Consider the following 22,905-nt stretch of genomic DNA (forward strand, 5'->3'; position numbering starts at 1 on the left):
CCGGCCTCCTGATCGGGACCTTCCTGTTTTCATGACTGGCTTGGTGGACGCGCCGCCCGGTCTACCCGCCGCTCAGGTGATGTGCGGCGACGAACAGGACGAGCGCGCTCAGCACCAACGCTGACGCGGCGCCCGCAACACCGCGGGCGAGCTCGGCCTTCGAAAGATTGGACCTGGTTGCCATCACAACCTCCTGTGCGGGCGAGCTGGGCCGGTCCGCTCCGGCGATGAGGCTCGCTCTCGCTGCTCGGACCACCATCGCATCGTCAGGATGAACGCATCATGAGCAAAACGAATGGCTCGTGCTGCCGGTTCCAGATTCTGACTGCAGGGTTTCGGATCGCGGGCACTGGCCGCACGCGGCAAGGGGCAGCGCCGCGCTGGAAGAAGGTCCGGAGCGCGCGAGCGTGCGCGCCTACCACTCTTCCGGACAGGGATCGACGATCCTCCAAAGATCGACGCCGTTCTTGATCTTCTTCATCTCGGTGGTGAGCCCGCCATTGCGGCGGATCCAATCCTTCACCGTATCGGGATAATAGGACATCAGGTCGGAGGTGCCCTCGAGGCTGGTGACCTTGATGCCGAAAGTGAATGCCTTGTCGTAATAGGCCTGGTGGAAACCGATGCTGGCTTTCGGCGTCACGCAGATCTTGTTCAGCGGCACGATTCCGAACACCAGCGTGCAGGCCGAGTTGCAGATGCCGTCGATCACGACACGCTCGCGGCGCTCGCGGATCTGCTTGTACTTGGCCTTGTACTCCTCGACATAGCCGCCATGGTCACGCGTAATGTGCAGAACGGCCCGCGCTGGCGTGACCGCCAGAACCGAGAGCAGCAAGGCAACAAGAGGCGTGATGCGCATGGAATGTTCGAAACCAAGGGAAAGGCGGCCCGGGCGGACCTGACCGCAAGACTCTGGCCGGACTGTGTTGGCAATCCGTTAAGCATCCCCAAAAAGGCAAAATTTGGCGCGCTGTGGCTGATTTCCCGCAGCTTTTGGCCGGATTCCGGGTTAAATGAAGCGCCAGAGGATCTTGGAGCGGCTGCGCAAGCCGATTCCAGCTTGAATACCAGGAGGCCGCCAATGACCAAGAGCAAGCTTTTCGCCGCCCTCGCCGTGACCGTTTCCCTGGCCATCCCGGCCCTCACCCCGGCTGCAGCGGCCGACCTCTCGGTCACCCCGCGCCACCACCGGCATCACCACCACCACGCTTATTGGGGCCTGCCCTACCACATCAGCTATCTGCACAATTACGGCCCGGGCCCGGCCGCCGGCAGCTTCGCCTATTATGACGGCCCGTCGACCAACAAGTGCCACCAGGGCTCGGCCGCCTATATCGGCCAGGATCATCGCCGGCATCCCTGCTTCTGAACTCAAAGCAAGGCCGGCGGGAGGCGTGGACGCCGTGCCGTCCCTGCTGGCCCCGACAGCCCAAGTCTGATAATCGACCCGCAACGCGCTCGTAGCTCAGCTGGATAGAGCATCGGATTTCGATTCCGAGGGTCGGGAGTTCGAATCTCTCCGAGCGCGCCAGCGTTTTCATTGATCGTACAATGGTTTAGGACGAGCCAATTTCGTTCTGGATGATCGTTTTCGTGCTGCGAGCAAGCTTGACTCGCTGCGAGCAAGATCAAGACATTACCAACCGCTGCAAATCACTCAGCGCAACAAGGGCGCAACTTGGGCGCGGTTTGGCGTTTGTTCTGAAATGCGTTTGCACAATGAGGAACGACCCCGACGCGGACCGCGCGCCGAGGTCGCCATTCGGTCAACTCCCGACCGGGTGGGGGTGTAAGGGTCGGGAGCCGACAGACTACCTCTGATATCGCCGCTCGTTCCGCCCCTAAGCATTGCCGTTACGGGTTACTCCCGCCCCGGTCTGCCGGAAAACGATATCTATTCGCCGCTTGTCGAGGGCTAGCCGAGCGAGGCCGTTAGCAAATCAGCAAGCAGGTCGGCGCAGGCTTCTCAGAGGGACGGGACCGGATTGGGGAATGTCTTACGGTCTCCGTTTCGGAGGAGCTGGCGTACAGGCCCTGGCGCCGGCTCCTCTCAGCTTTCTGCGTCGGCTACCGACACCACAACGGCGGCTGAAGCTGTCCGACCTTCCCGACCGGGACTGGTACGACATCGCACCTCAAACGCACTTCCTGCGGCAAGGTTCGGTGGGTCGATGCTCGGCTGGACGGGGCGAGGTAATCAACTTCGCGATGGGCGTTTCGGGCTGGTCCAAGTAGGCTGAGAGTTCCAAGTTGCCAGCCTCTGCTTGATCTGCTCGGCCTGCTCCTTCGTCAGTTTCTCGGCCAAGCTGTAGTCGTTCAATTGGGCCGCCCCCTTGCGTTGTCGATCGTAAACCATCCAGTCAGTGCTTCCCTTTCGAACGAGGAACCTTGGCTGTATCGGTGCCGTGTAATTCACCGTAAACTCCGTCAGCAATATGAACGACCGCAATATCTTGTTAAGCGTAGCACTTGGTTTTCGATGCTTCTGTGAACTTGCACACACGCGCCGAACGCCACATCTAGATATTTCGTCCGATGCCCCCTACCCGACGAACCGCTCGAGATCCCGCCTGAGGTTCGCCGTGCAAGTTCGCTGCTGACGCCAAATCCGATCCGATCAAGCGCAATAGAGCATCGGCGGGGTCAGCAAGAGGTCCGAAACATTTCGGCCATATGGCCGCTGCGAAGAGCCGAAAATTTTCACGGAGTCCGCACGAGGCTGCTGCACAAAGACGAGCATCGGATCAACGTAGTGCGGCGCGTAGTAATCATCGTCGTCGAACCGGACTATTATCTCGCCTTGCGCAGCCCGACATAGAGCTTTCCGCTTCGCTGCAATCGTTATCGGCGCAGGCTCGTCAAAATACCGAATCCGGGATCACCGATTGCATCGAACATGGTTCCGCGGTTCTGGCGCGCACGAAATCGATAATCCGTCCGAGATCTGACCGAGATCCGCGGCCGATGTAGATGGCTCCGAGGTCACAGAAGTGTGTCGCGCTCGCAACGTCACAACAGTTCCCTGTGTGGATGAGCGTGTTTTGGACTTCACTGCGTTGCGCATTTGCCGTCTACTAATATCGGACCTTCGGCGGCGATTTTATTTCCAAGACGTCCATTTGAAATCGAGGTCCAGGAGGCCGCTGTTCAGCGGCCAGCGGCCTCTTTCGTTATTCGAGACTCATCGATTGCAATGACATCTTCCGACGCCAAGCTGCGTCAATCGGACTGCCATTAGGTCATGGGGACAAAATGATTGAAGAACGCAAACCTTACGTGGCATTTGGAGTAGACCCGGCCGGCGTCGCACGCGCAACGTATGAACTTCGTTGCAGTGACGACGAAGAAGCAAAGCGCCGAGCTGAGGGTTTTTTGGACGAGCACGAATTCGTCGAGTTGTGGATCGACTACAAAAGGATCGCTCGTCTGAAACGAAGCTAGGAAGAGCGTAGACGCGGTATCAAACTCCGAACGAATGCCTCATTTGAACGGAGGCCGTCAGCGTCTGACTGTCATGCTCGCTTCAGCGAGGCGGCTTTTCTCGCCCCGGGAGAAGCTGCTTGTCCGTTCGCGAAGTTCATCGGTTGAAGTCACCGGCGGGACAGCTTGCGCAGAACGGGCAGCAGTAGAAGCTGGCCCGCTCCGATGCCGGCGAGGCCTCCTGCAACCTTGACGATTGCGTCGGCCAGGTGGCCGTGCCGGTCGGGCGTTAGCAATTGCATTGCTTCGAGCGTGAACGCGCTGAAAACGACTAATAGCACGACCAGCATGGCGCGCCGGGGATAACCCACCACAAGGGCCAGTGCCATCACCGCGAAGGCGGCGAAATGCTCGACGTGCGGATCAGCAGCGAACGATGGGCGGTCCCGGATCGGGGACAATGTGGCGAACGCAATAAAGGCCAGCGTTAGCCAGCCAATGACCATTCCGAACGTCCTGATCCTTGATGCAAGCAAGCAACAGTTTCCAAATCGTGGTGCCCTGGATGCACTGTCGCTGAATTAGCCCATCGCGCGTGTCAGCGACAGGCGGGATCGGCGCAAAACCGGGTCGCCCGCAAGGACTAATCCCGATGGCTTTCCCGTAGAGCTCCCGTAAGTCGAAATTCCAACTTCTCGGTGCGCAGCAAGCGTTACGATGAACAACGAGGGGGCGGCACCTCACCTTTAAAGGCAGCGAGGCCGTTATGGAGCGCTTATACCTGGGCATTACCGTTACCAGCACATACGTCTTGGTCACGATTGCGCTGATCGTGGCTTTCATGCACTGACCGGCAGATAGGTCCGGCACGGCTGGTCTTGTGGCGAGCCACAACAACTTTCACCGACCCGCAACTATCGACGAAAGCCCCGAAAGCCGATCGAGATCCGGCGGGAGGTCGCCCGTCAGTTTGCGGCCGAAATGCAGGCCGGTACCAAGTTGCGGTTGAGCGAGGTCAAACGACTTTTTGAGTTGATGCGAACCGGGCCGATTAACGCTCCCGCTTAACGCTCCTTCAGCTTGGGCTTTCCTTCCTATTGACGTTGTTGGGAGCCGAGGTGATAGGCTACCGTCATTTCAGGCGGCCATTTTCAATGCGCGATTTATTTGGACTTAGTCAGCTTTTGCTGGCGGTTTTGATCTTCGTGCCTTTCGAGCGACTGTTCGCCGCGAGGCCTCAGAAGATTTTCAGGCGTGGCCTGCTGACCGACATGGCCTTCCTGTTCATCAACGGGGGACTGGTGCTGGCCGGCGTGATCGCCATCATGACGGCGGCCATTCTGGTCAATCAATCGATCCTGCCTGCGGCAGTGACGCAGGCGATCGGCGATCTTCCCTATCTGGTTCAGGTGCCCCTTGTGATCCTGATCGCCGACCTCGGCGTCTACTGGACGCACCGCATCCTGCACGTCGTGCCCGCCATGTGGCAGATCCATTCCGTTCATCACGCGGTCGAGGAACTGGATTGGCTCGCCGCGATTCACCAGCACCCGCTCGACGTGATGTTCATGAAGGCCGGCGCGCTGTTTCCGCTTTACGCGCTCGGCTTCTCCACCGAAGCGATCGGAACCTACCTGCTCGTCTACTACTGGCAGGCCTGGCTGGTTCACGCCAATGTCCGCCTGAACTACGGACCGTTGCGCCACATCCTGGTGTCGCCGGAATTTCATCACTGGCACCACAGCAGCGAGACGGCAGCCAGAGACAAGAACTTCGCCGGGCTGTTCTCGTTCTACGATGTGCTGTTCGGGAGCGCCTACCTTCCGAAGGGGCAGGATCCGAAGGCATTTGGCGTCGATCATCCAATGCCCTCCAGCTATCTGGCGCTCCTGGCCTACCCGTTTGTCGCGTGGACCTCCAAGCGCAAGCGCGGCGATCCGTCAGCCACCCAACCTCTCTCGCAAGGTGGAGAGACTGCGCAGCCGCGCCAGAGCGCGCCGCTGAGCTAAAGCATGATCCGGAAAAGTGCGAAGCGGCTTTCCGAAAAGATCATGCTCAAACAAGGAGCTAAAGCGCGATGACGATTCAACCTGATCTCATCGCGCTTTAGCTGTGCAAACTCTTCTCGCCGAACCAGCGCCGGCAGGCGCGGCTTAAGCTCGTGGCGTCGGTGTAGCCGAGCGCGGCCGCCATCTCGTCGCGCGATTGGGCGCCCGCCGCGAGCATTGTCCGGGCGCGCTCCCGCAGCACGCCGTCGAGCAGCGGCCGGAAGGCGCAGCCCGCCTCCGCCAGCCGCCGCACCAGCGTCCGCCGCGAGGTGCCGACGAGACGCGCGGCCTCCTCCTCGCCGAGCCGCTGCGGCAGCCGCGCCGCAATCAGGCTCTCGACGATCCGCGCCAGCGCCGCGGTGTCCGAGCGCGGCCTCTCGATCTCCTCGAGCGCTTCGATCGCCTTGGCGTGCAATTCCGGATCGGCAAACGGCGAAGGCCGCGCGCACAACGCCTTCGGCACGTCGAAGATGAAGGCGGCGGCGTTGAACTTCACCGCGCAGGAATAATGCTGCATCAGCCGCTCCGCGCTCGCAGGCGGCGGCCACGGAAACTGCAATGTCGCCTGGTCGATCGCATCCTCGAGCAGCTGCGCATAGACCGCATGCACGTTGAGGCTGACCGCCAGCGCCACGGCGCGCCACAGCGCGGCATCCATGGCGACCGCAGGAGAGATTTCAATCTGGATCGAGCGCGACGTTGTGCGCAGCCGGTTGCGGATGAAGGGCGCGCGGGTCGACCCGAAGCGCGCGCCGGTGTTGAGCGCATCCGCGATGGTCGGCGCCGTCCTGGTCGCAACGTCGAGCGCCCCCTGCAGCGACGTCGACCAAACCGCCGCGGCCGACAACGGCCACAGCTCGCCATGTCGGCGGGTGATGTTGGCGGCGAGGATCACCAGCGACGACACCGGCATGTGAGCGCCGGGCTGGTCGAGCACGTCCTGCTGGATCGCGGTACCCTTCAGCAGCTCGTCGCGTTCGCCCCGCGTCTTGCCGAACGCCCGCACCAGTGCCCGTGCATAGCTCACGGACACCGGCGTGCGAAGGGCATCCGCCTCCGATCCCTGCATTGCCTTGGCGCCCCTCCCTCTCGAGCGTCCAGCCGAACGGACCTGATGGAACAGGCTTGGCGCAAAATGCCACAAAATTGGCCTGTTGGGAACTGGCGGCGCAGGCCCGCCTTGCGGCATCCTCTGCACAACAACGGCGAATGCCGCCTCGACAAGAGATGCTGGAGGGAATGCGATGATCTTCACAGGCACCAATGCCGCTGGCGAGACGATCACCTACCGGGACGGCAAGCGCTATCTGTGGATGCTCTCGTTCATCCCGCCGCTGATCCCGCTGTTGTCCTACTGGCTCTTCCTGCGGACGCACAATCCGCTGGTGACGCTGATTCCGTTCGTCTTCATCTTCATCCTGATCCCGCTGCTCGATGTCCTGTTCGGCGAAGACACCCACAATCCGCCGGCGGAAGTGGTCGCCGCGATGGAGGCCGATCCCTATTATCTACGGCTGGCGCGCATCACCGTGGTGTTTCCATGGATCAACTACGTCGCCCTGATCGCCTTCTTCGGCACGCAGGAGCTGCCGTGGTGGTCTTATGTCGCTTTGCTGCTCGGTGTCGGTACCATCAATGGCGGTGCGCTCCTGATCGGGCACGAGCTCGGCCACAAGGCTGATCGCCTCAACATCTTCTTCGGCATGCTCGCCAACTGCGCGGTCGGTTACGCCCATTTCCGCGTCGAGCACAATCGCGGCCATCACACCTGGGTCGCGACGCCGGAGGATCCCGCCAGCGCGCGGTTCGGCGAATCGATCTATGCCTTCGCCACGCGTGAACTGCCGGGCGCGTTCAAGCGCGGCTGGCGCAATGAGGCCGAACGGCTGACCCGGCGCGGCGAGCCAGTCTGGTCGGTCAACAACGAGATCCTGCAGGGCTTTGCGCTGACGCTCGTCGTCGCGGCCCTTCTGATTGCGCTGTTCGGCTGGAAGGTCGCGCCGTTCATCGTCGCGCACCATTTCCTCGGCTGGTACGCGCTGACCCAAGCCAACTACGTCGAGCACTACGGATTGCTGCGCGAGAAGCTGCCGAACGGCCGCTACCAGGCGGTCGAGCCGCGCCACTCCTGGAACACCAACCACATCGTCTCGAACCTGATGACGTTCCATCTGCAACGTCATTCCGATCACCACGCCAACCCGATGCGCCCCTACCAGTCGCTGCGCGATTTCGACGACATCCCGCGGCTGCCGAACGGCTACACCGGCATGTTCGGCCTGGCTGCGATCCCGCCGCTCTGGTTCCGCGTCATGGACCCGAAGACGCTGGCATGGGCCGGCGGCGACAAGAGCAAGCTCAATCTGGGCGAGCGGCCGGCGAACGCGTGATCGCGACGGTCGCCCGGCTTCTACGTCTGCCCGGGCCGCCGCTTCATCGCGCCGATGCCGAGGAACGAGCCGTTCACCGACGGATACTGGCTAATGAATTCGAACCCATCGAAGCCAGGTGCTTCGAATTCCTTCAGCGCTTTCCAGAGCAGCGTCGTATCCGGACAGGCCTGGGAGTGGATGTCGTGATGTACGATAATGCTGGCGTGGGAGCGCACCAGCAGGTGATCCTGCAGCGCGCCGCAGGCTGTGATCGCCGTCGATGAAGACGAAGTCGGGCTTCAGCCGGTCGACATGCGCACCGACCAGCGGTGACGTTGAATAGGCCTGGAGATAGACCGGCTCGATGCCAGCCTGCTCCTGCAGCAGTTCGAAATAGGTCGCGATGAAGGGCGTCGGCGCGATCGGATCGAGCGCGATCACGGTCTTGAGATCGGCGCCGCTGTGCCTCAGCCACTCCGCAATCAAGATGAACATGCCGCCCCAGCGGCAGCCGATTTCCATATAGGAGGAAATGCCGGACGCGTTGCGCGCAAGCCAGGCCAGATACGGCGCGAGCTGATTCGGATACTGCCAGAGGTGGAGACCCTTGCCGAAGCTCGGTGCAAGCTCCGGCGGCTGCTCGTGAAGCAGTTCGTCATTGAGCCCCAGTCCAGGGATGAATTCTCGTTCGAGGAATTTCACATCCAGCCGCTGCGCCGGGCTCAATGCGGCGATGGAGCTGATCGCGTCACGAACGAACGGCGCAAGATCGGCGAAACGCTGGTACCGGTCATCTGGAGCTTGAACTTGCTGGACGTTGAGCATCGGTGCGATCGGGCCGGATGGTTGGATGGACGGGGGGGACCGCTGGATGTCAGTCTCCTCCTCCTTCAACGGCGCGAGTGCCCTTCCCGGGCGGAGAATCTCGCATCCCGCCGCGCGATCGCGCGTCGGTCCCCGGCACATCTTGCCGCCGCCGGTTTTCACCCGCTCGGGATCTTCCGGCGGACAGCCTCCACGCCGGCGTCGGTCACGCGATATTTCCGTCCCATCTCCGGGAGGATCCAGCCCTTCTCGATCATTCCGGCAATGGTGCTCGGGCCGACACCCGCGGGAAACGGCCGGCGATTTCGGATCGCGTCAATTGCGACCCGCTCAAGATGGGTGGCGACATGCGAGGGGCGCGCGCGAAACGCCTTGGCCATGATGAGGACCGACAGCACTTCGGCGCGACGGCGCACGGCCGAAGCGCTGCGGGTCAGTTCGTTGCTGATCTCGAGAGCATTCTTGCCGGCCCTGGCGAGTTCTCTGAGCTTCTCGTCCTCGTCAGAGCTCCAGCGCCGCACGATCCCCATCTGCTCCTCACCGCCTGGATACCCATCTCGAACCGATGCATACGCAGGCGGCGCTGATTTGCCATGTGACTTTCGGCACCTCTTGACGTGACGTTGGAGACTGTCACCATCAAGAAGGCCGATTGCGAAAAGCACTGCTAGTGCTTGCTGGGTTCAAGCGTGATGAGCACGCCGGTCGGTTCGGGCTCGTGCGGCCGAAGCGACGTCAGCTCCGGATCGCTCCACTCGGCAAGGCGCACCACCTCGCCGGTCTGCCCCGGCATGTCGGAGGTCTGGGCGGGTTCGAGCACCTTGAGTCCGGTGGTGTCGACGAAGAATGTGTGCTCGCCGAACACGCTGTTCAGCTGCGCCACCGCCGGATGATCATCCGGAAGCACCTGCGCGTTCAGTTGCGTCATGGTCTGCTTGACTTGCGTGGAATTAAGCTTCATCCGCTGCTCCTGCTCGTTGGTTCCGGCCTTTGGATGTTTCCCTGGCTGGTTCCTCCCCGCCCACACCCCTCGCCGGGGGCTTCGAAGTCTCGAACCGATCTGGCAACGAAACGTTCCGCACGCGCGACGCATTGACCGCGTACGCGCGGGTTCCACATCCATCGCTATGTGAAGTGTGGCGCGACGTCGGCTGCACCCGCTCTCTACGAGGCGGAAGGCTTCTTTCTGGCGAGCCCCTCCAGATGCACGCGGCGCGCGGCGGACTTGCGTGCGCGCGCCCTGGTGCGGCAGGCCCGACAGCGCACGGCCTTGGTGAACACGTCGCCCTTGGCGGTCTCGTACCACCATTTCTGCTGCAACGGCGTCCAGACCTCGGCAAAGCCGCAATCCTTGCAGACGAAAGGCTCGGGCCGATAGGTTGCGCGTTCGACGAAATCAGGAATCGAATAGCTGTTCGTGGGCGCGAGTCGGCTCGTGACCACGGGGACCTCGTCGCGCGCCAGCGCGATCTTGTAGTCGCGCAGGCGCCGCCGTTCGGCGGCGCGTTGCGCCAGCGTGCGACGCCATTCCTCAGCCTTGCGCTGTTTGGCTTCGATCTCGCCCCGCGTCTGCTTGCTGCGCTTCACGCCCATACCATCCATCTTGCACCGACGAACTTGCCGCCCGGCAGCCCGGCCATATCAGGACGACGTCATTGATACGCTTTGGCGATTGCCAGATAGCCGCAGCATCGCCGGGCGGCCAGATCGATCCGGGCGGAGGTTACGTCCGCCCCTGCTCCGCCGGCCGCATGTGGATCAGCGCATCGAGAACCAGGACAAGAACGGGACGCTGCTCGTCATTGACGAGCTCGGTCTTGAAGATCACGACGGCGTCGCGCCGCTCCGGCCTGATGGTGATCATCTGGATCTGGGATTGGCCGGTGAGCGTGGCTCCCGGGCGAACCGGGCTCGGCAAGCGGATCTCAAAGCTCCGCCCGACAATGCCCGCCACCTTGGTCCAGATCGCCTCCACGACGAGCCGCTGATAGATCGCAATGGTGTTGAAGCCGCTCGCGATCAGGCCGCCGAACGGGCCCGCCGCAGCCGCGACGGGATCGGTATGGATCGGCACCGGATCATATTTGCCGGCGAACTCCAGGATCTCGGCTTCGCCGATCGTGTAGGTGCCGAGCTGGAATGTCTGGCCCTCGGTGAGATCTTCCGCATATAGCATCGCGCGTCTCCGTTTGTCGCGCGACGATAGACCAATGCTGCGGGCTTTCCATGACCTCCGGGGTCAAGTTCTTCGCGCACCGTACTGCGCGCACAAAGAAGAGACGCGCGCGGCGCCGGCCGCTCGCGTCTCGCTGCAAGCCCCCGCGGCTATTGCAGCCGCGCCGCCCTCGCCTTCGCGGCCTTCACCGTGTTCTCCATCAGGCAGGCGATCGTCATCGGGCCGACGCCGCGCGGCACTGGCGTGATCGCGCCGGCGACCTGCACCGCTTCGTCGAAGAAGACGTCGCCGCACAACGCGTAGCCGCCTTCCGGCTTCTCGACGCGCGTGGTGCCGACGTCGATGACGATGGCCTGCGGCTTGATCCAGTCGCCGCGCACGAGGCCCGCCTTCCCCACCGCGCTGACCAGGATATCGGCCTGACGGCAGATCTTGCTGATGCCGCGGGTGTGGATGTGGGTCTGCGTCACGGTCGCCTGCTCCTGCAGCAACAGCGCGGCCATCGGCTTGCCCACGATGTTGGAGCTGCCGATCACCACGGCATGAGCGCCGGTGAGATCTGGCCGGATCGACTTTATCAGCCGGAGACAGCCGAGCGGCGTGCACGGCACCAAGGCATCGTCGCCGTGAAACAGCCGGCCTGCATTCAGCGCGTGCAGGCCGTCGACATCCTTGGCAGGATCGACCGCCGCCATCACGCGCAAGGCGTCGATATGCGCCGGCAGCGGCAGCTGGATCAGGATGCCGTCGATATCGTCGCGTGCGTTGAGCGCGTCGATCCTGACACGCAGATCGGCCTCGCTGGCGTCATCCGGCAGGCGTTCGACCTCGCCGCGCAGGCCAAGCCGCTCGGCCATCCTGACCTTGCTCTGTACGTAGATCTGGCTCGCCGGGTCACAGCCAACCAGCACGACCGTGAGCCCGGGCGCGCGGGGCAGCCGGTCCAGTTCGCTCGCAACCTTGTCGATGACAATTTGGGCATGTGCATGCCCATCAAGAATGTTCGCCGTCATGGCACCTCCGTTTCGAAGCGGTGCCCAGGCGCGCGGCGTTCAGTCTCTGCGCTCCCCGATGGTGGTCCATCCAAGCGCCAGTCGCGCAGATGCGATCCTCATAGCCGCCCGGCCCGGCAAACGCAAATCACCCCCGCTTGCGGCCGAACCGGCGACGAATTGCCCCTCCTTTTGCCGGTGGATCGGTGCCGGGCGGGGCCCCTCCGGGGGTAGGATTCGGGCAGAACTTGCGATAAGCCTCGGCGCTTGCCGGGCTTTTCCGATCCCCGGCGCCATCCTTCCGGTCATCACGCCACTTCGGACATTTTCACCATGAGACATATCATCCTCGCGCTGGCGCTCCTCTGCCCGGCTGCCGCGCTTGCTCAAGGCACCGCTCCAGCCACCACGCCACCTCCCGCCGCCGACAAGCCGGCGGCGGCCTCGCAGCCGATGGTCGGCGACAAGCCGCTGGTCCAGGTCGGCAAGAAATCGGCGGCCAAGAAGGGCGAGAAGGCTGCAGCACCCGGCAAGCCCCAATCGGTCGCGCAGAAGCTCCAGGCCTGCCAGGACATCGACGACGCCACCAAGGAGCGGCTGATGTGCTACGACGAGATCTTCAAGCCGCAGCCCAAGCCGAAGGCCGCCCCTGCCAAGGGCGTCGCCGAATGCCGGTTCGTCAAGGAAGAGGACGAGCGGCTGACCTGTTACAACGGCTTCGCCGACAAGATTCCGCGCCTGCCGCGGTAAATACTTCGGGCCAACCGGGCTCCGGCCGGCAACCGGTTACCCGGTTGGTATTCGCGGACGAGAAGATGCCGCCGCAAGTGTTTGCGGCGGCGCATCGATTGCCGGCTGCGGCGTGTCCTTGTCTACCAGGTACCGAAGCCGCCGAAGAAGCCCATGCGCGGCTGCTGCTGAGCGACACGGTAAGGCTGATACATGCCGGGCTGGGCCAGCCGCATCGGCTGCTGGGAATGGGTATGGCTGCGCGCGATCTTGCGCTTTTTCGGCGCCTGCACCGGCTGCTCGGCCGGTTTCGCCTCGGCCACGACCGGCTCCTTGCGCGGGTCAGCCTTCTCCGGCGGAATGAACTGGGCGAACGTGTCACGGACGCGGCCCTGCGCCGACACATCGCTGGCACCCGGCGGGGTCGCTGCGGCGACCGCGTTCACCTGCGACGGAACAATGGTCGGCAGGTTGGTGTCGTACACCACCCGCTCCGGCAATTTCTGGGTCGACTTGATGCGTACCATGGTCTTGCCGTCGACGCCGGGCGACGACAGGCCCTGGCTGGCGACCACGGCCTCCTGCGGAACGATGGCATTGACGACGAAGAGCAGCGCGAGCAGCACGCCACCAACGAACAGGAAATAACGCGCCACAGGCATTTTGGTAGCTCCCCCCGCGCTACAGCGCGGTTCAACTCGACGCGACGACATCATCGCGCAACGAATTCATCGTCTGCGCATGATCACCCGGACAGATGCCATCCGCGCTCCCGGGTCGTTCTCTAACGGTTGGCTTATTAGTTAGTTCCTGCCTCGCCGTTACGGTTCACCCGACAAGTCAATTCCCGGTCACTTTTTCGGGATGCAGCGTTCAAGCGCGGCTGGCGGTCACGACCGTGCATTTCGCCTTGTTTGCGTTAACGTTTACGAACCCGATCAGCATCCGCGGGTAGGTCTTGCGGCTCTTCATGGCGATGGTGTCCGGGATCAGCCGCTTGCGTTCGGTCACGGGGCTGCGGTCGCCGCGGACGAAGGCGCAGGCGATCTCGATATCCTTCACCGCGAAATCATTGGCGTTGCGCAGCGTCAGGGTGACCAGCACCTTCGAACCCAGCCCGCCGCGCCGCCAGGATTGCGAGGCGATCCGCAGCCTGTCCAGCGGCGATCTTTCGGTGCCCGGCTCGGATGTTTTGGCCGCCTCGGCCGGCTGCGCGGCGGTTGCCACGCCGACCGTGGCGGGTTCGCTCGCCGGTGCGGCCGGGGCATCCTTCGCGGCTTGATTTGTGATTTGGGCAGGCTGCGCCCCGGTCGATGCATCCTGCGCGGCGCGGATGACGGCGGAAGACATCGGCCAGACATCCTGGTCTCCGGCATCGCTCGGCTCGGGGAGCATGAACCACGCCGCAATTCCGGCGACCACGATCACCGACACCAGCAGGCTGGCGTAAAGCCCGCCCTCACCGAGACGTCCCGCGGCAAACCTTCGAAACGACGCCAAGCCGATCCGCATCGTCGTGCCCTCACCTCGACGCCCGATCAAGCCGCCACCAGCACAGAAGCGCAGGCATCGCGGGACGGCTGCAGGTCGAGCGGCCACGCGAGATCAATCACCGATGGCCGGAATGGTTTCATTCCGGGACGACAATCTTGCGGCTGGCATCACGGAGGGATGGTATCCCAACGGACCGCTCGCTAGATTTGCGCCGCCCGAGCGCGAGTGCCGCTCACCCAAGCGCGCGCGAGAACAACAAGGAGACCGCAATGCCTGTCGTCACCTGGGACCACGTCCATCTGCGCAGTCCCGATCCCGAGGCCACCGCGACCTGGCTGCGTGACATTCTCGGCGGCGAGATCATCCGCGGCCCCGGCCGCATCGACGTCCAGCTAGGCGGCGCCAAGGTGTTCATCGCGGAGGTGACGCAAGGCGACGGCGTCAACGCCCCGCCGGTGACGCCGTATCAGGGGCTCGATCATTTCGGCCTGACCGTGAAGGACATCGACGCGGTCGCGGCCGAGATCAAGGCCAAGGGTGTCGAGTTCACCAAGGAGCCGACCACGATCCGCCCCGGCGTGCGGATCTGCTTCATCCGCGGCCCGCAGGGCATCTCGATCGAACTGCTCGAGCGCGACCAGAAATACGCGTGAGCGACGACCGATCCGCTACGTCATGCTGCCGGGCATGAAGCAGCGGATCGTTACGCCCATGTAGCTCTTGATCGGCCAGACCATCGCGCGGCCGACCCGGTTCGGCTCGGTGACCACGGCCTCGTCGGGAACATCGACCCAGGCCCCATCGAGGCGCACGCGGTAGTGCCCGTCCTTCGATTCCCAATCGACGTCGCTGACCGCGCTGCCGTCGGCATCCGAGCAACACGGTCCCTTGCCGCTGCGCAGACCGTCGAACCATTCCTTGAGCGGCGAATTGGCGTAGCGGCCGTCGGGATCGCGCGCCCGCGCGATTTGTACGGCCGCCGCCAACACCAGCATCATCAGCCCGAGAGACACCATCATACGGCCCGCACGACGGGCCCAAGTTCCATTGGCATTGCGAGGGCGCGCCAAACGGCCGCCCGATTCAATCCAGTCTGACATGTGTTCGCTCCAGCACTCACCGGCCAGTGCAACCAGAGCTATGCATTTCGCGGGCCAGTTCGATTCGCGCGCACGGTCCGCTGTCATCGCGCCGTCACACCGCCTGGCAGGAACCGAGGGTTCACGGTCAGTCCGGATACCCCCGGAATCAACCTGCCGCATTGCACGAGGTTGCTCGCTTTGGCATAAAAAACCAATCCGGATTGCTGCGGGCGCGGCAGCCGGTACATGGGACGTTATGAAGAACGGACTGTACTCAATCCACGTCACCCTGCTGGACGGACGCGTCGGCAAGGGCAGCGGAGTGATTCTTTTCCGCGACGGGCAAATTCTCGGCGGCGATGCCTATCTCTATTACACCGGCAGCTACACGGTGAAGGGCGACGCCTTCAAGGGCGAGGTCCTCGTGCAACGCCACACCACGCCGCGTGAGACCGACAACCCGCTGTTCGGCGGGCCCGCGCCGGTCGGCATCGGCGTCTCCGGCACCTTCACCGACACCCGCGGCACCATGAGTGGAACCGCGCTGGTCGGCAAGGCGAGCCTGATCTTCGGCGCCACGCTGCACAAGCTCGCGGATATCAATTAGCGCGCTGGACGACACCCGACGATGTACCTCCTGAGGCAACACGGAATGACAGCAATCGTCAGGGTCGATCGAGACGGGATCATCAGCCACTGGAACAGCGCCGCTGAGCGTCTCTTTGGCTTCACTCAGCCTGAGGCCATCGGAAGCTCGCTGGAATTAATCATCCCGCAGCCGTCTCATGCTTGCCATCGAGATGGCTTCGCGAAGTATGTCGCGTCGGGAACTAAAACGCTGCCGGCCTCGGTCACCGCGGTCGGCCGACACAAGAACGGTCAACCCGTCAAGTTTCGGATTTCTACCACGGCAATGCGAGACGATCGAGGAGCGATCGTTGGAGTGGAAGGCCTGATGCTCGCTGATTGAAGCGAAGCCTCTGCTCGGTTAGACGCGCAAATGACTACTCCGCCGCCTGCTCCAGCGGTGCGACGCGCGGCAGGATCATCTGGATGCGGGTGCCGCTGCCCGGCGCTGACTCGAGCGAGAGCCGGCCGCCGAGGCGCGTGGTGACGATGCTGTAGACGATGTGCAGGCCGAGCCCGGTGCCGCCCTGGTCGCGCCGCGTCGTGAAGAACGGATCGAAGGCGCGGCGGCGCACGTCGAGGCTCATGCCGCAGCCATTGTCGGCGAAGATCACTTCGACATAGTCGTTCCCGGAGGCGTGCACCTGGATCTCGACCTCGCCGGCCTTGCCGTCCGGGAAAGCATGCGCGACCGCGTTGAGGAACAGGTTGGTCAGCACCTGGCCGTACGGTCCGGGATAGGAATTCATGATCAGGTTTGGCTCGCAATCGACGTTGAGCGTCAGATTGTGCTTGCGCAGGCCGGGCCGCAGACTCATCACCACCTGCTCGGTGAGATCGCCGAGATCGAAGGTCCGCTGGTCCGAATAATTGCGGTCGGCGGCGACCTGCTTGAACGACTGGATCAGTTCGGCGGCGCGGTTGAGATTGGCGACCAGCTGCGAGGAGGCATCCCGCGCCGTGTTCAGGAAGTCGTTGAGGCTCGAGCGGCGCAGGTCGCCGCGCTCGACCTGGGTCGCGAAGTTCGCGGTCTTGCGCTCCAGCGCCGAGGCCACCGTGAGGCTGATGCCGACGGGATTGTTGACCTCATGGGCGACGCCGGCGACCAGGCGGCCGAGCGCGGCGAGCTTCTCGGCCTCGATCAGCGAATTCTGGGTTTCCCGCAGATTGCGCAGCGCCGCCTCCGCGGAATCCCTCGCCTTGCGCATCTCTTGTTCGGAGCGCTTGCGCTCGCCGATGTCGAGCGCGACCGTGACGATGTTCTCGATGTCGCCCTGGGCATCGAGGATCGGCAGCTTGTTGACGAGCCATTGCCGCATGTTGCCGGCTGCGTCCTTGTACTCTTCCTCATAGAAACCAAGCTCGCGGCGCGCCGACAAGACGCGCTTGTCGTTCTCGTCGGTCTTGGCTGCGCCGTAGCGCGACATCAGCTCGGCGGTGGTCTGGCCGATCGCGTCCTGCGGCTCGATGCCGAAGATACCCGCCATGTAGCGGTTCATCAGCACGTAGCGCAGGTTGCGTTCCTTGACGTTGATGACGGCGGGCACCGTGTCGATGACCATCTGCAACAGCCGGCGGCCTTCGGCGATGGCGTCCTCTGCGCGCTTCTGGTCGGTGATGTCGCGCACGGTGCCCTCGTAGCGGACCACCTCGCCCTCGTCGTTGCGCACGACGGTCGCGGAATCGGACAGCCACAGCACGGTGCCGTCGCGCGAGCGCACCTGATACTCGTAGTCGCGCACCGTGCCGTCGCGCAGCATCAGCTGCTGGTACTGCTCCCGTGCCGCCGGATCGACATAGACGGTGGAGGCGATGTCGCCGATGCCGTTGATCAGGTCCTGCGGCGTGGCATAGCCCATCATCCGCGCCAGCGCCGGATTGGCATTGAGCAGCGCGCCCCCCGGCGTCGTGACGTAGATGCCGTCGACGGATGCCTCGAACAGTTTGTGGTAGCTCTCCTCGGCGAGCCGCTGCTCGGCAAGCGCGCGCAGTGCGGCCTCGCGCGCGCTGTCGGCATCGACCAGGGTCTGCCGGAACACTTCGGCGGCGCGCGCGATGTCGCCGATCTCGTTGTCGAGATCGGCGCCCGGAATGAACGCGCTCTTTTCGCCGCCCGCAACCTTGCGGATCGATCCGGCGATCCGGGCGAGCGGGCGAACGGTACGGCGAACCACCAGCACCGAAGCGAACAGGCCGATCAGCACCCCCGCCGTGCCGAGCACGATGCTCTGCCATTTTGCCTCCGCCAGCGTGCGCGCGAAATCGCGCGACAACACATGGCCGCGGCGCGAGCTGAGCTCGCGCAACAGCTCGGTGACCTTCTGGATCAGGCGGCCTTCGGCGCCGAGCACCTCGCGGTCGATGTCGGCGATCTGGCCCTCGCGCACCGAAATCGCGCTGATCGCCTCGGCATAATTGTCGACCGCGCCGCGCAGGGCGGGTTCGGCGATGGTCATCGCCCGCATGCTTTGCGCGGCCTGCTCGGCGGCCGACGTGTTGTGCGCCAAGAGCGCGGTGGCAATGCGGCTCTGCGCCTGCAACAGCGTGTTGGCCAGCGCCGCATCATCGCTCGCGGCGACCGCCTTGTCGAACGCGTCGCGCAGCGGCGGCAGCCCGGCGACGATTTCCGCGCGGCGGCTGAGCAGCGCCGAGATGCGCTCGATCCCGCTGCGATAGGTCGCCAGCCGCTGGGTAACGCCGTCGATCATGTCCTGCTGCTCGGGCGCCAGCTCGATCCGGGTCTTCTTCAGGATTTCGCTCAGCGACTGGGCTGCCTCTGCGACCTGGGCCGACTGGTTGCCGGGCTCGGTGACGAAGTCCCGCGCCGCCAGCCGCAGCTCGTTGGTGCGACGATCGATATCTTCGGCGATGTCGCCGACGCTTTGCAGCCGCTGCAGCTCGGCGAAGGTCGTATCGATGTGCCGGATCGCGATCACGCTGGCCGTTGACGTGATGATGATCACAGCCAGCACCAGCAGGAAGCTGCCGAACGTAAGCTGGCCAATGGAGAGGGAGAACGCACGCGGCGCTTGCGAATTCGGCGGCAATTCAGCGGTCATGTCATCAAGGCCGGGGTCCAACGTGCCCCAATATAAGGGAAATTACGGGCTTTGGGGAAACATGCTGAGCCCCTCGCCGGCCGGCGGTGTGACCCGTGTCACCCGGGGGCCGCAGGTGGCCGATTCCGGCACAGGGTGACGTCAGGCCTCGTCCGGCGGGATGCCGGCCTCCTTGATGCATCCGGGGACATCCAGCCGGCAGCCGGTTTCGGGAGACAGGACATCAGGCGCCGGCAGCCTTCGGCGACGGGATCGCCATCGCGGCGATGACCTCAGGCCGTGGTGATCCTGCGCGCAGGAATCGTCATCGCGGCGACGCCGATCACGACGCAGGCGAGCCCGAGCCACGCCGTCGGGCTCAGCCGTTCGCTCAGAACGGCGACGCTGAGCGCAACCCCGATCGGCACCCGCAGATAGGCCTGCGCGGTGGTGCCGACCGAGCCGAGGGTCTGGATCAGGCGAAAGTAGATCACGAAGGCGATCGCGGTCGAGAACACCGCAAGCGCCAGCAAGGCGAGCAGCGAGCTGGTCGATGGCGTCAGCGTCCAGGGCCGTTCGACGGCGAGGCTGAGCGGTATCAGCACCGCCGCGCCCGCGATCAGGGAGCCCGCGGCCGGCGCCATCGGATCGAGTCCCTTGAAGCCGCGGCTGAAGATCGCGGCGCAGGCATAGCAGATGGTGGCGGCGACGATCGCGACCTCGGCCACGATGCCCTCCCCGAGATCGCGGAACGCATCGACGCCGACGATCAGGCAGATGCCGGCCATGCCGGCAATCACCCCGAACAGCTTGCGCGGGCTCAAGGCCTCATGGCGGGTGATCGCGGCCGTGAACAGGAAGGTGAAGATCGGCGAGGCCGAATTGAGGATGGTGGCGAGGCCGGCATCGACGAAGCGTTCGCCCCAGGCGATCAGCGTCCACGGGATCACGCTGTTGAGGCAGGCCTGGAAGATGAAACGGCGCCAGGTCGCGCCGTCCGTCGGCATCGTCACGCCGCGCATCCGCACGATGACGAGCAGCAAGAGCCCCGCGATCGCGGTCCGCGCCGCGATCAGCGTGATCGGCGGAATGGTCGCGACGCCGAGCTTGATGAAGGTGTAGGAGCCGCCCCAGAGGGTGGCGAGCGCGAGCAGCAAAGCCAGCTCGAAGCCCATGTTGGGCTGACGCGCGTCGCCAGTCGCGGGGCCGGTCACGACGCGCTCCGTGCAAGCCATCCGGTGGTCGCCGCAAACAGGCCTTCCCGCCCGTGTTCAAGATGCATCAAATGCGTTGCCCTCGGCACGACGACATCGGCCTTCCTTGAGGCGCCCAGCGCATGTGTCAGCCAGGCTGCGTCGGCATCCTGGCAAAGGTTGTCCCATTCACCGCGGACGATCAGCGTCGGCGCCTGAACGCGGCGCGGGTCGTAGGCGAGCTGCCCCGACATCGCGGCGATGATGTCGGCCTGCGGCCCGTTTGGAATCCGGACCGCCGGCGGATTGCGTCCGGTCGCGCCGGCATCACTTGCCAGATAGGCCGGCCCCCACTCGGCGAGGTCAGGCTCGATCAGCACCGGCGAATGCGACGGGGGGACGTCCTCGACAAATCGCTTCAACTGGTCCGCGATGGTGACCTCGCGCCATGCGCCGATGCTCTCGGGTCGTGGCAGCCCCTGCAGCTCCCGCCGGACGATCGGCCCGAACAGCACGAGGCGGCCGACGGCATCCGGACGATCGGCTGCAAAACGGCCGGCCGCCATCGTGCCCCATGAATGCGCGACGATATGAACCGGCGCACCGGCGCGCACCTTGCGGATGTGATCGACCACCGCACCGACCTGGTTGGCGGCTTCCGGCGCACGGCCGAGCGGCAGGACCCCGCTCGCGGGCATCGACATCGGCCGCGGCCTGCTCGAGCCGCCGAAGCCTGTGAAATCGAAACCCCAGACATCGAAGCTGGCGGCATTGAGATCGTCTGCCCAGGATCGTCCGCCAAAGCGATAGCCGACCGACAGCGACGACGGGAACGTCGCGCCGTGAACGTAAAGCACGGGATCGCCCGCGCCCGGCCAGTGCCGCAGCAGCAGCGTGTCGTCGCTGCCGGGCAGCGTCAGGTGGTCTTCGAGAGATATTGCCGCTTTGAAAGATGTTGCCACGTCGGTTCCTTTGCGTCGGGCCGTTCGCCCAGCGCGGTGATTGGCGTGGTTATAGCGGGCTTCTGGTGGCTATATTTCGATGCCCGCCGAAGTATCGCGGCTCGGATCCGCGGGAGCTCAGCCCATCGCGCCGACGTCGAACACCTCGCCGTCATAGCCCGCTTCCTTGGGGATCCGGAGCTGGCGGCCGGTGGCGGTCTTGGTCATCACGGGCATCACGGCGACGATCGACTTGCCCTTGCTGTCGGCGAGCGCAGCGCCGACGTTCGGCTGCTTGCCGAGCCTGATCAAATTGCGCGTGGTCGGGAACGGCAGCTTGAAACGCCCGCTCTCGCCGCCCTCGAGCGCCTCGCGCGTTGAGACCCAGATCGAGTCGGTCGATTCCTTGCCGTCATGGGCGCCGAGCTGCTCGGGCGGCGCGGCGGCGAGGAAGAACCAGGTGTCGAAGCGCTTCGGCATGCCTTCCGGCGTGATCCAGTGCGCATACGGCACGAGCTCGTCGAGCGCGAGCACCATGCCATTGTCCGTGAGCACCTTGAGGAAGGTGATCTTGCCTTCGTTCAGCGCCGCACGATGCGCGGTCGCGATCTCGTCCGCGCGCTTCGCGTCGACCAGATCCTTCGCCCCCCGCGGCCGCGCCAACAGGATGCCGCTCTCCTCGAAGGTTTCGCGGATCGCGGCAATGCGAAAACCGAGCGCGTCGCCGTCGAGCCCTTCTCCCCCCGAATAGAGCGCGGGATCGGCGGCGATCTCCTTGTCGTTCTTGTCGACGCTGCCGCCCGGAAACACCAGCGCACCGGAGTTGAACTCGATCTGGTGATGGCGGACCATCATGAAGACTTCGATTTCGCGCGACGGCGTTCCATCACGCAGCAGCAGCACGGTCGAGGCAAGGCGCGGAGCAACGATTTCGGTCATTATTAACCTGCTGCACTGGATTGCGGTTGCAGATTGGCGCGACGGTCGACGCGCGCCACGCGGGAGAGCAGATAGTCGACCTCCGCCCTCGCCTGCGGCGTGATGACGGCACCGGGCTTGCGCTGGGCGCTGGAGGAGATGATGCCGCGCTTCTGCAGCACGTATTTGCGCACGGTCAGGCCAACGCCGGGCTGCTGCTCGTAGCGGATCAGCGGCAGATGCGCGTCGAACAGATCATGCGCGGCATCGCGCTTGCCGGCCTTCGACAAATTGACGACGTCGATCAGGAGCTCGGGGAAAGCATAGCCCGTCATCGCGCCGTCGGCGCCGCGCTCCATCTCGAAATCGAGGAACAGGCCGCCATTGCCGACCAGGATCGACAGCGGCCGCAGCGAGCCGTCCTTCTGGAAGTTGCGCAAGGTCGAGATCTTCTCGAGGCCCGGCCAGTCCTCGTGCTTGAGCATCACACAGGACGGCGAGTCCATCACGATCTTGCGGATCACCGCGGGCGTGAACACGACGGTGAGCGTCAGCGGGTAGTCCTGCAGCACCCAGGGAATATCGTCGCCGATCGCTTCCTGCGCCTGCTTAAAGTAGCCGATGATCTGGTCGTCGGTGCGCAGATGCGGCGGCGGCGCGATCATGACGCCGGCGGCGCCGGCATCCATCGACTTTTTGGCCAGCGAGCGCATCGTGGCAAAGCCCGGCGCCGAGACACCGACGATCACCTGCAGCTTCTTGGCGCGCTTGACGAAGCGCAGCGCGACCTGCTCCGCCTCGGCGGCATCGAGCTTGGGCGCCTCACCCAAAATGCCCAGCACGGTGACGCCGTCGCAGCCGACCTCGGTGTAGAAATCGGTCAGCCGGTCGATCGATGCCTCGTCGATGCGGCCGTCGTCGTGGAACGGGGTCGGCGCGATCGCGAAGGTTCCTGCGGCCTGGGCGGTGAGTTTGGTCATGGTGGGTTTATCCTCCGGTCCGTCGTTCCGGGATGGTGCGACAGCACCAGACCCGGAACCTCGAGAT

At 64.3% G+C, this 22,905-nt stretch carries 26 protein-coding genes, 1 tRNA gene and 1 riboswitch; of the genes, 8 read left to right on the plus strand and 19 right to left on the minus strand.

Annotation, left to right across the window (positions count from 1 at the left end; translation table 11 throughout):
* Positions 1-61: 61 nt before the first annotated feature.
* Both HAP47_RS41365 and HAP47_RS24555 read right to left on the minus strand, forming a co-directional pair.
* Positions 62-184 (minus strand): hypothetical protein, encoded by a 123-nt coding sequence (locus tag HAP47_RS41365; RefSeq protein WP_256459054.1) that lies wholly within the window; start codon positions 182-184, stop codon positions 62-64.
* A 231-nt stretch (positions 185-415) separates the two neighbouring features.
* Positions 416-862: a hypothetical protein gene (locus HAP47_RS24555; RefSeq protein ID WP_173642401.1), complete on the minus strand. Its 447-nt coding sequence runs from the start codon at positions 860-862 to the stop codon at positions 416-418.
* 222 nt (positions 863-1,084) lie between these two features.
* Between HAP47_RS24555 and HAP47_RS24560 the strand changes: the two genes are divergently transcribed.
* Both HAP47_RS24560 and HAP47_RS24565 read left to right on the plus strand, forming a co-directional pair.
* Entirely contained in the window at positions 1,085-1,372 is a 288-nt protein-coding gene (locus HAP47_RS24560) for a hypothetical protein (protein WP_173643139.1), read from the plus strand.
* An 85-nt stretch (positions 1,373-1,457) separates the two neighbouring features.
* Positions 1,458-1,534: transfer RNA gene (locus HAP47_RS24565), tRNA-Arg, on the plus strand.
* Between the two features lie 1,086 nt (positions 1,535-2,620).
* Here HAP47_RS24565 and HAP47_RS41625 read toward each other — a convergent pair.
* Both HAP47_RS41625 and HAP47_RS24570 read right to left on the minus strand, forming a co-directional pair.
* Entirely contained in the window at positions 2,621-2,875 is a 255-nt protein-coding gene (locus HAP47_RS41625; protein ID WP_173643138.1) for a glycosyltransferase, read from the minus strand.
* Between the two features lie 718 nt (positions 2,876-3,593).
* On the minus strand, positions 3,594-3,929 hold the full coding sequence (locus tag HAP47_RS24570) for a VanZ family protein (RefSeq protein ID WP_173642400.1): 336 nt from the start codon (positions 3,927-3,929) through the stop codon (positions 3,594-3,596).
* 600 nt (positions 3,930-4,529) lie between these two features.
* Between HAP47_RS24570 and HAP47_RS24575 the strand changes: the two genes are divergently transcribed.
* Complete coding sequence (locus HAP47_RS24575) at positions 4,530-5,432, plus strand: sterol desaturase family protein (protein WP_231168360.1); 903 nt, start codon at positions 4,530-4,532, stop codon at positions 5,430-5,432.
* A 97-nt stretch (positions 5,433-5,529) separates the two neighbouring features.
* On the opposite strand, the gene HAP47_RS24580 is transcribed toward HAP47_RS24575, so the two are convergent.
* The gene (locus HAP47_RS24580) at positions 5,530-6,540 is read right to left on the minus strand and encodes an AraC family transcriptional regulator (protein ID WP_173642399.1); all 1,011 of its coding nucleotides are present in this window, start codon (positions 6,538-6,540) and stop codon (positions 5,530-5,532) included.
* Positions 6,541-6,715: 175 nt separating this feature from the next.
* On the opposite strand from HAP47_RS24580, the gene HAP47_RS24585 reads away from it, so the two are divergent.
* On the plus strand, positions 6,716-7,861 hold the full coding sequence (locus tag HAP47_RS24585) for an alkane 1-monooxygenase (RefSeq protein WP_173642398.1): 1,146 nt from the start codon (positions 6,716-6,718) through the stop codon (positions 7,859-7,861).
* A gap of 90 nt (positions 7,862-7,951) precedes the next feature.
* On the opposite strand, the gene HAP47_RS24590 is transcribed toward HAP47_RS24585, so the two are convergent.
* The 6 genes from HAP47_RS24590 to HAP47_RS24615 all read right to left on the minus strand — a co-directional run bounded on the left by HAP47_RS24590 (position 7,952) and on the right by HAP47_RS24615 (position 11,857).
* Positions 7,952-8,668 (minus strand): hypothetical protein, encoded by a 717-nt coding sequence (locus tag HAP47_RS24590; protein WP_173642397.1) that lies wholly within the window; start codon positions 8,666-8,668, stop codon positions 7,952-7,954.
* Between the two features lie 158 nt (positions 8,669-8,826).
* Complete coding sequence (locus HAP47_RS24595; RefSeq protein ID WP_173642396.1) at positions 8,827-9,198, minus strand: hypothetical protein; 372 nt, start codon at positions 9,196-9,198, stop codon at positions 8,827-8,829.
* 137 nt (positions 9,199-9,335) lie between these two features.
* Entirely contained in the window at positions 9,336-9,629 is a 294-nt protein-coding gene (locus HAP47_RS24600) for a hypothetical protein (protein WP_173642395.1), read from the minus strand.
* A gap of 203 nt (positions 9,630-9,832) precedes the next feature.
* Positions 9,833-10,255, minus strand: coding sequence for a zinc-ribbon domain containing protein (locus HAP47_RS24605; RefSeq protein WP_210285371.1), 423 nt, complete (start codon positions 10,253-10,255; stop codon positions 9,833-9,835).
* Positions 10,256-10,391: 136 nt separating this feature from the next.
* Positions 10,392-10,844, minus strand: coding sequence for a MaoC/PaaZ C-terminal domain-containing protein (locus HAP47_RS24610; RefSeq protein ID WP_173642393.1), 453 nt, complete (start codon positions 10,842-10,844; stop codon positions 10,392-10,394).
* Positions 10,845-10,993: 149 nt separating this feature from the next.
* A complete protein-coding gene (locus HAP47_RS24615; protein ID WP_173642392.1) occupies positions 10,994-11,857 on the minus strand; it encodes a bifunctional 5,10-methylenetetrahydrofolate dehydrogenase/5,10-methenyltetrahydrofolate cyclohydrolase in 864 nt (287 codons plus the stop codon).
* Positions 11,858-11,872: 15 nt separating this feature from the next.
* Positions 11,873-11,952, minus strand: a riboswitch (ZMP/ZTP riboswitch).
* Positions 11,953-12,169: 217 nt separating this feature from the next.
* On the opposite strand from HAP47_RS24615, the gene HAP47_RS24620 reads away from it, so the two are divergent.
* Positions 12,170-12,586, plus strand: coding sequence for a hypothetical protein (locus HAP47_RS24620; RefSeq protein WP_173642391.1), 417 nt, complete (start codon positions 12,170-12,172; stop codon positions 12,584-12,586).
* A 122-nt stretch (positions 12,587-12,708) separates the two neighbouring features.
* Here HAP47_RS24620 and HAP47_RS24625 read toward each other — a convergent pair whose 3' ends face one another.
* Entirely contained in the window at positions 12,709-13,227 is a 519-nt protein-coding gene (locus HAP47_RS24625) for a hypothetical protein (RefSeq protein ID WP_173642390.1), read from the minus strand.
* A gap of 211 nt (positions 13,228-13,438) precedes the next feature.
* The gene (locus HAP47_RS24630; RefSeq protein ID WP_176396285.1) at positions 13,439-13,999 is read right to left on the minus strand and encodes a hypothetical protein; all 561 of its coding nucleotides are present in this window, start codon (positions 13,997-13,999) and stop codon (positions 13,439-13,441) included.
* Positions 14,000-14,328: 329 nt separating this feature from the next.
* Here HAP47_RS24630 and HAP47_RS24635 point away from each other — a divergent pair, with 329 nt between their 5' ends.
* A complete protein-coding gene (locus tag HAP47_RS24635) occupies positions 14,329-14,712 on the plus strand; it encodes a VOC family protein (RefSeq protein WP_173642388.1) in 384 nt (127 codons plus the stop codon).
* A 15-nt stretch (positions 14,713-14,727) separates the two neighbouring features.
* Here the strand turns inward: HAP47_RS24635 and HAP47_RS24640 are convergent, their stop codons facing one another.
* Positions 14,728-15,159 (minus strand): hypothetical protein, encoded by a 432-nt coding sequence (locus HAP47_RS24640; RefSeq protein WP_371821653.1) that lies wholly within the window; start codon positions 15,157-15,159, stop codon positions 14,728-14,730.
* 238 nt (positions 15,160-15,397) lie between these two features.
* On the opposite strand from HAP47_RS24640, the gene HAP47_RS24645 reads away from it, so the two are divergent.
* Together HAP47_RS24645 and HAP47_RS24650 are read left to right on the plus strand one after the other, a co-directional pair.
* Entirely contained in the window at positions 15,398-15,748 is a 351-nt protein-coding gene (locus tag HAP47_RS24645; protein WP_092114933.1) for a GrlR family regulatory protein, read from the plus strand.
* Positions 15,749-15,793: 45 nt separating this feature from the next.
* Positions 15,794-16,111, plus strand: coding sequence for a PAS domain-containing protein (locus HAP47_RS24650; RefSeq protein ID WP_173642387.1), 318 nt, complete (start codon positions 15,794-15,796; stop codon positions 16,109-16,111).
* A gap of 34 nt (positions 16,112-16,145) precedes the next feature.
* Here HAP47_RS24650 and HAP47_RS24655 read toward each other — a convergent pair whose 3' ends face one another.
* The 5 genes from HAP47_RS24655 to HAP47_RS24675 form a co-directional block, all read right to left on the minus strand.
* The gene (locus HAP47_RS24655; protein ID WP_173642386.1) at positions 16,146-18,827 is read right to left on the minus strand and encodes a PAS domain S-box protein; all 2,682 of its coding nucleotides are present in this window, start codon (positions 18,825-18,827) and stop codon (positions 16,146-16,148) included.
* 272 nt (positions 18,828-19,099) lie between these two features.
* Entirely contained in the window at positions 19,100-19,981 is an 882-nt protein-coding gene (locus HAP47_RS24660; protein ID WP_173643136.1) for a DMT family transporter, read from the minus strand.
* Positions 19,982-20,016: 35 nt separating this feature from the next.
* Positions 20,017-20,961 carry an alpha/beta hydrolase gene (locus tag HAP47_RS24665; RefSeq protein ID WP_173642385.1) on the minus strand — a complete coding sequence of 315 codons (945 nt, stop codon included), beginning with the start codon at positions 20,959-20,961 and terminating at the stop codon, positions 20,017-20,019.
* A 117-nt stretch (positions 20,962-21,078) separates the two neighbouring features.
* Complete coding sequence (locus HAP47_RS24670; protein ID WP_173642384.1) at positions 21,079-21,879, minus strand: NUDIX hydrolase; 801 nt, start codon at positions 21,877-21,879, stop codon at positions 21,079-21,081.
* A gap of 2 nt (positions 21,880-21,881) precedes the next feature.
* Positions 21,882-22,838 (minus strand): dihydrodipicolinate synthase family protein, encoded by a 957-nt coding sequence (locus HAP47_RS24675; RefSeq protein WP_141340969.1) that lies wholly within the window; start codon positions 22,836-22,838, stop codon positions 21,882-21,884.
* Between the last annotated feature and the right edge of the window lie 67 nt (positions 22,839-22,905).

The sequence above is a fragment of the Bradyrhizobium sp. 41S5 genome, assembly GCF_011516665.3.
Lineage (GTDB): Bacteria > Pseudomonadota > Alphaproteobacteria > Rhizobiales > Xanthobacteraceae > Bradyrhizobium > Bradyrhizobium quebecense.

Bases quoted from the DNA above. Each gene is read 5' to 3' on its own strand.
- HAP47_RS24615 (WP_173642392.1), bottom strand. From the start codon at position 11,857: ATGACGGCGAACATTCTTGATGGGCATGCACATGCCCAAATTGTCATC.
- HAP47_RS24655 (WP_173642386.1), bottom strand. From the start codon at position 18,827: ATGACCGCTGAATTGCCGCCGAATTCGCAAGCGCCGCGTGCGTTCTCC.
- HAP47_RS24640 (WP_371821653.1), bottom strand. From the start codon at position 15,159: ATGTCAGACTGGATTGAATCGGGCGGCCGTTTGGCGCGCCCTCGCAAT.
- HAP47_RS24625 (WP_173642390.1), bottom strand. From the start codon at position 13,227: ATGCCTGTGGCGCGTTATTTCCTGTTCGTTGGTGGCGTGCTGCTCGCG.
- HAP47_RS24650 (WP_173642387.1), top strand. From the start codon at position 15,794: ATGACAGCAATCGTCAGGGTCGATCGAGACGGGATCATCAGCCACTGG.
- HAP47_RS24620 (WP_173642391.1), top strand. From the start codon at position 12,170: ATGAGACATATCATCCTCGCGCTGGCGCTCCTCTGCCCGGCTGCCGCG.
- HAP47_RS24555 (WP_173642401.1), bottom strand. From the start codon at position 862: ATGCGCATCACGCCTCTTGTTGCCTTGCTGCTCTCGGTTCTGGCGGTC.
- HAP47_RS24610 (WP_173642393.1), bottom strand. From the start codon at position 10,844: ATGCTATATGCGGAAGATCTCACCGAGGGCCAGACATTCCAGCTCGGC.
- HAP47_RS41365 (WP_256459054.1), bottom strand. From the start codon at position 184: ATGGCAACCAGGTCCAATCTTTCGAAGGCCGAGCTCGCCCGCGGTGTT.
- HAP47_RS24600 (WP_173642395.1), bottom strand. From the start codon at position 9,629: ATGAAGCTTAATTCCACGCAAGTCAAGCAGACCATGACGCAACTGAAC.
- HAP47_RS24570 (WP_173642400.1), bottom strand. From the start codon at position 3,929: ATGGTCATTGGCTGGCTAACGCTGGCCTTTATTGCGTTCGCCACATTG.
- HAP47_RS24635 (WP_173642388.1), top strand. From the start codon at position 14,329: ATGCCTGTCGTCACCTGGGACCACGTCCATCTGCGCAGTCCCGATCCC.
- HAP47_RS24590 (WP_173642397.1), bottom strand. From the start codon at position 8,668: ATGCTCAACGTCCAGCAAGTTCAAGCTCCAGATGACCGGTACCAGCGT.
- HAP47_RS24585 (WP_173642398.1), top strand. From the start codon at position 6,716: ATGATCTTCACAGGCACCAATGCCGCTGGCGAGACGATCACCTACCGG.
- HAP47_RS24660 (WP_173643136.1), bottom strand. From the start codon at position 19,981: ATGGGCTTCGAGCTGGCTTTGCTGCTCGCGCTCGCCACCCTCTGGGGC.
- HAP47_RS24670 (WP_173642384.1), bottom strand. From the start codon at position 21,879: ATGACCGAAATCGTTGCTCCGCGCCTTGCCTCGACCGTGCTGCTGCTG.
- HAP47_RS24595 (WP_173642396.1), bottom strand. From the start codon at position 9,198: ATGGGGATCGTGCGGCGCTGGAGCTCTGACGAGGACGAGAAGCTCAGA.
- HAP47_RS24645 (WP_092114933.1), top strand. From the start codon at position 15,398: ATGAAGAACGGACTGTACTCAATCCACGTCACCCTGCTGGACGGACGC.
- HAP47_RS24675 (WP_141340969.1), bottom strand. From the start codon at position 22,838: ATGACCAAACTCACCGCCCAGGCCGCAGGAACCTTCGCGATCGCGCCG.
- HAP47_RS24560 (WP_173643139.1), top strand. From the start codon at position 1,085: ATGACCAAGAGCAAGCTTTTCGCCGCCCTCGCCGTGACCGTTTCCCTG.
- HAP47_RS24580 (WP_173642399.1), bottom strand. From the start codon at position 6,540: ATGCAGGGATCGGAGGCGGATGCCCTTCGCACGCCGGTGTCCGTGAGC.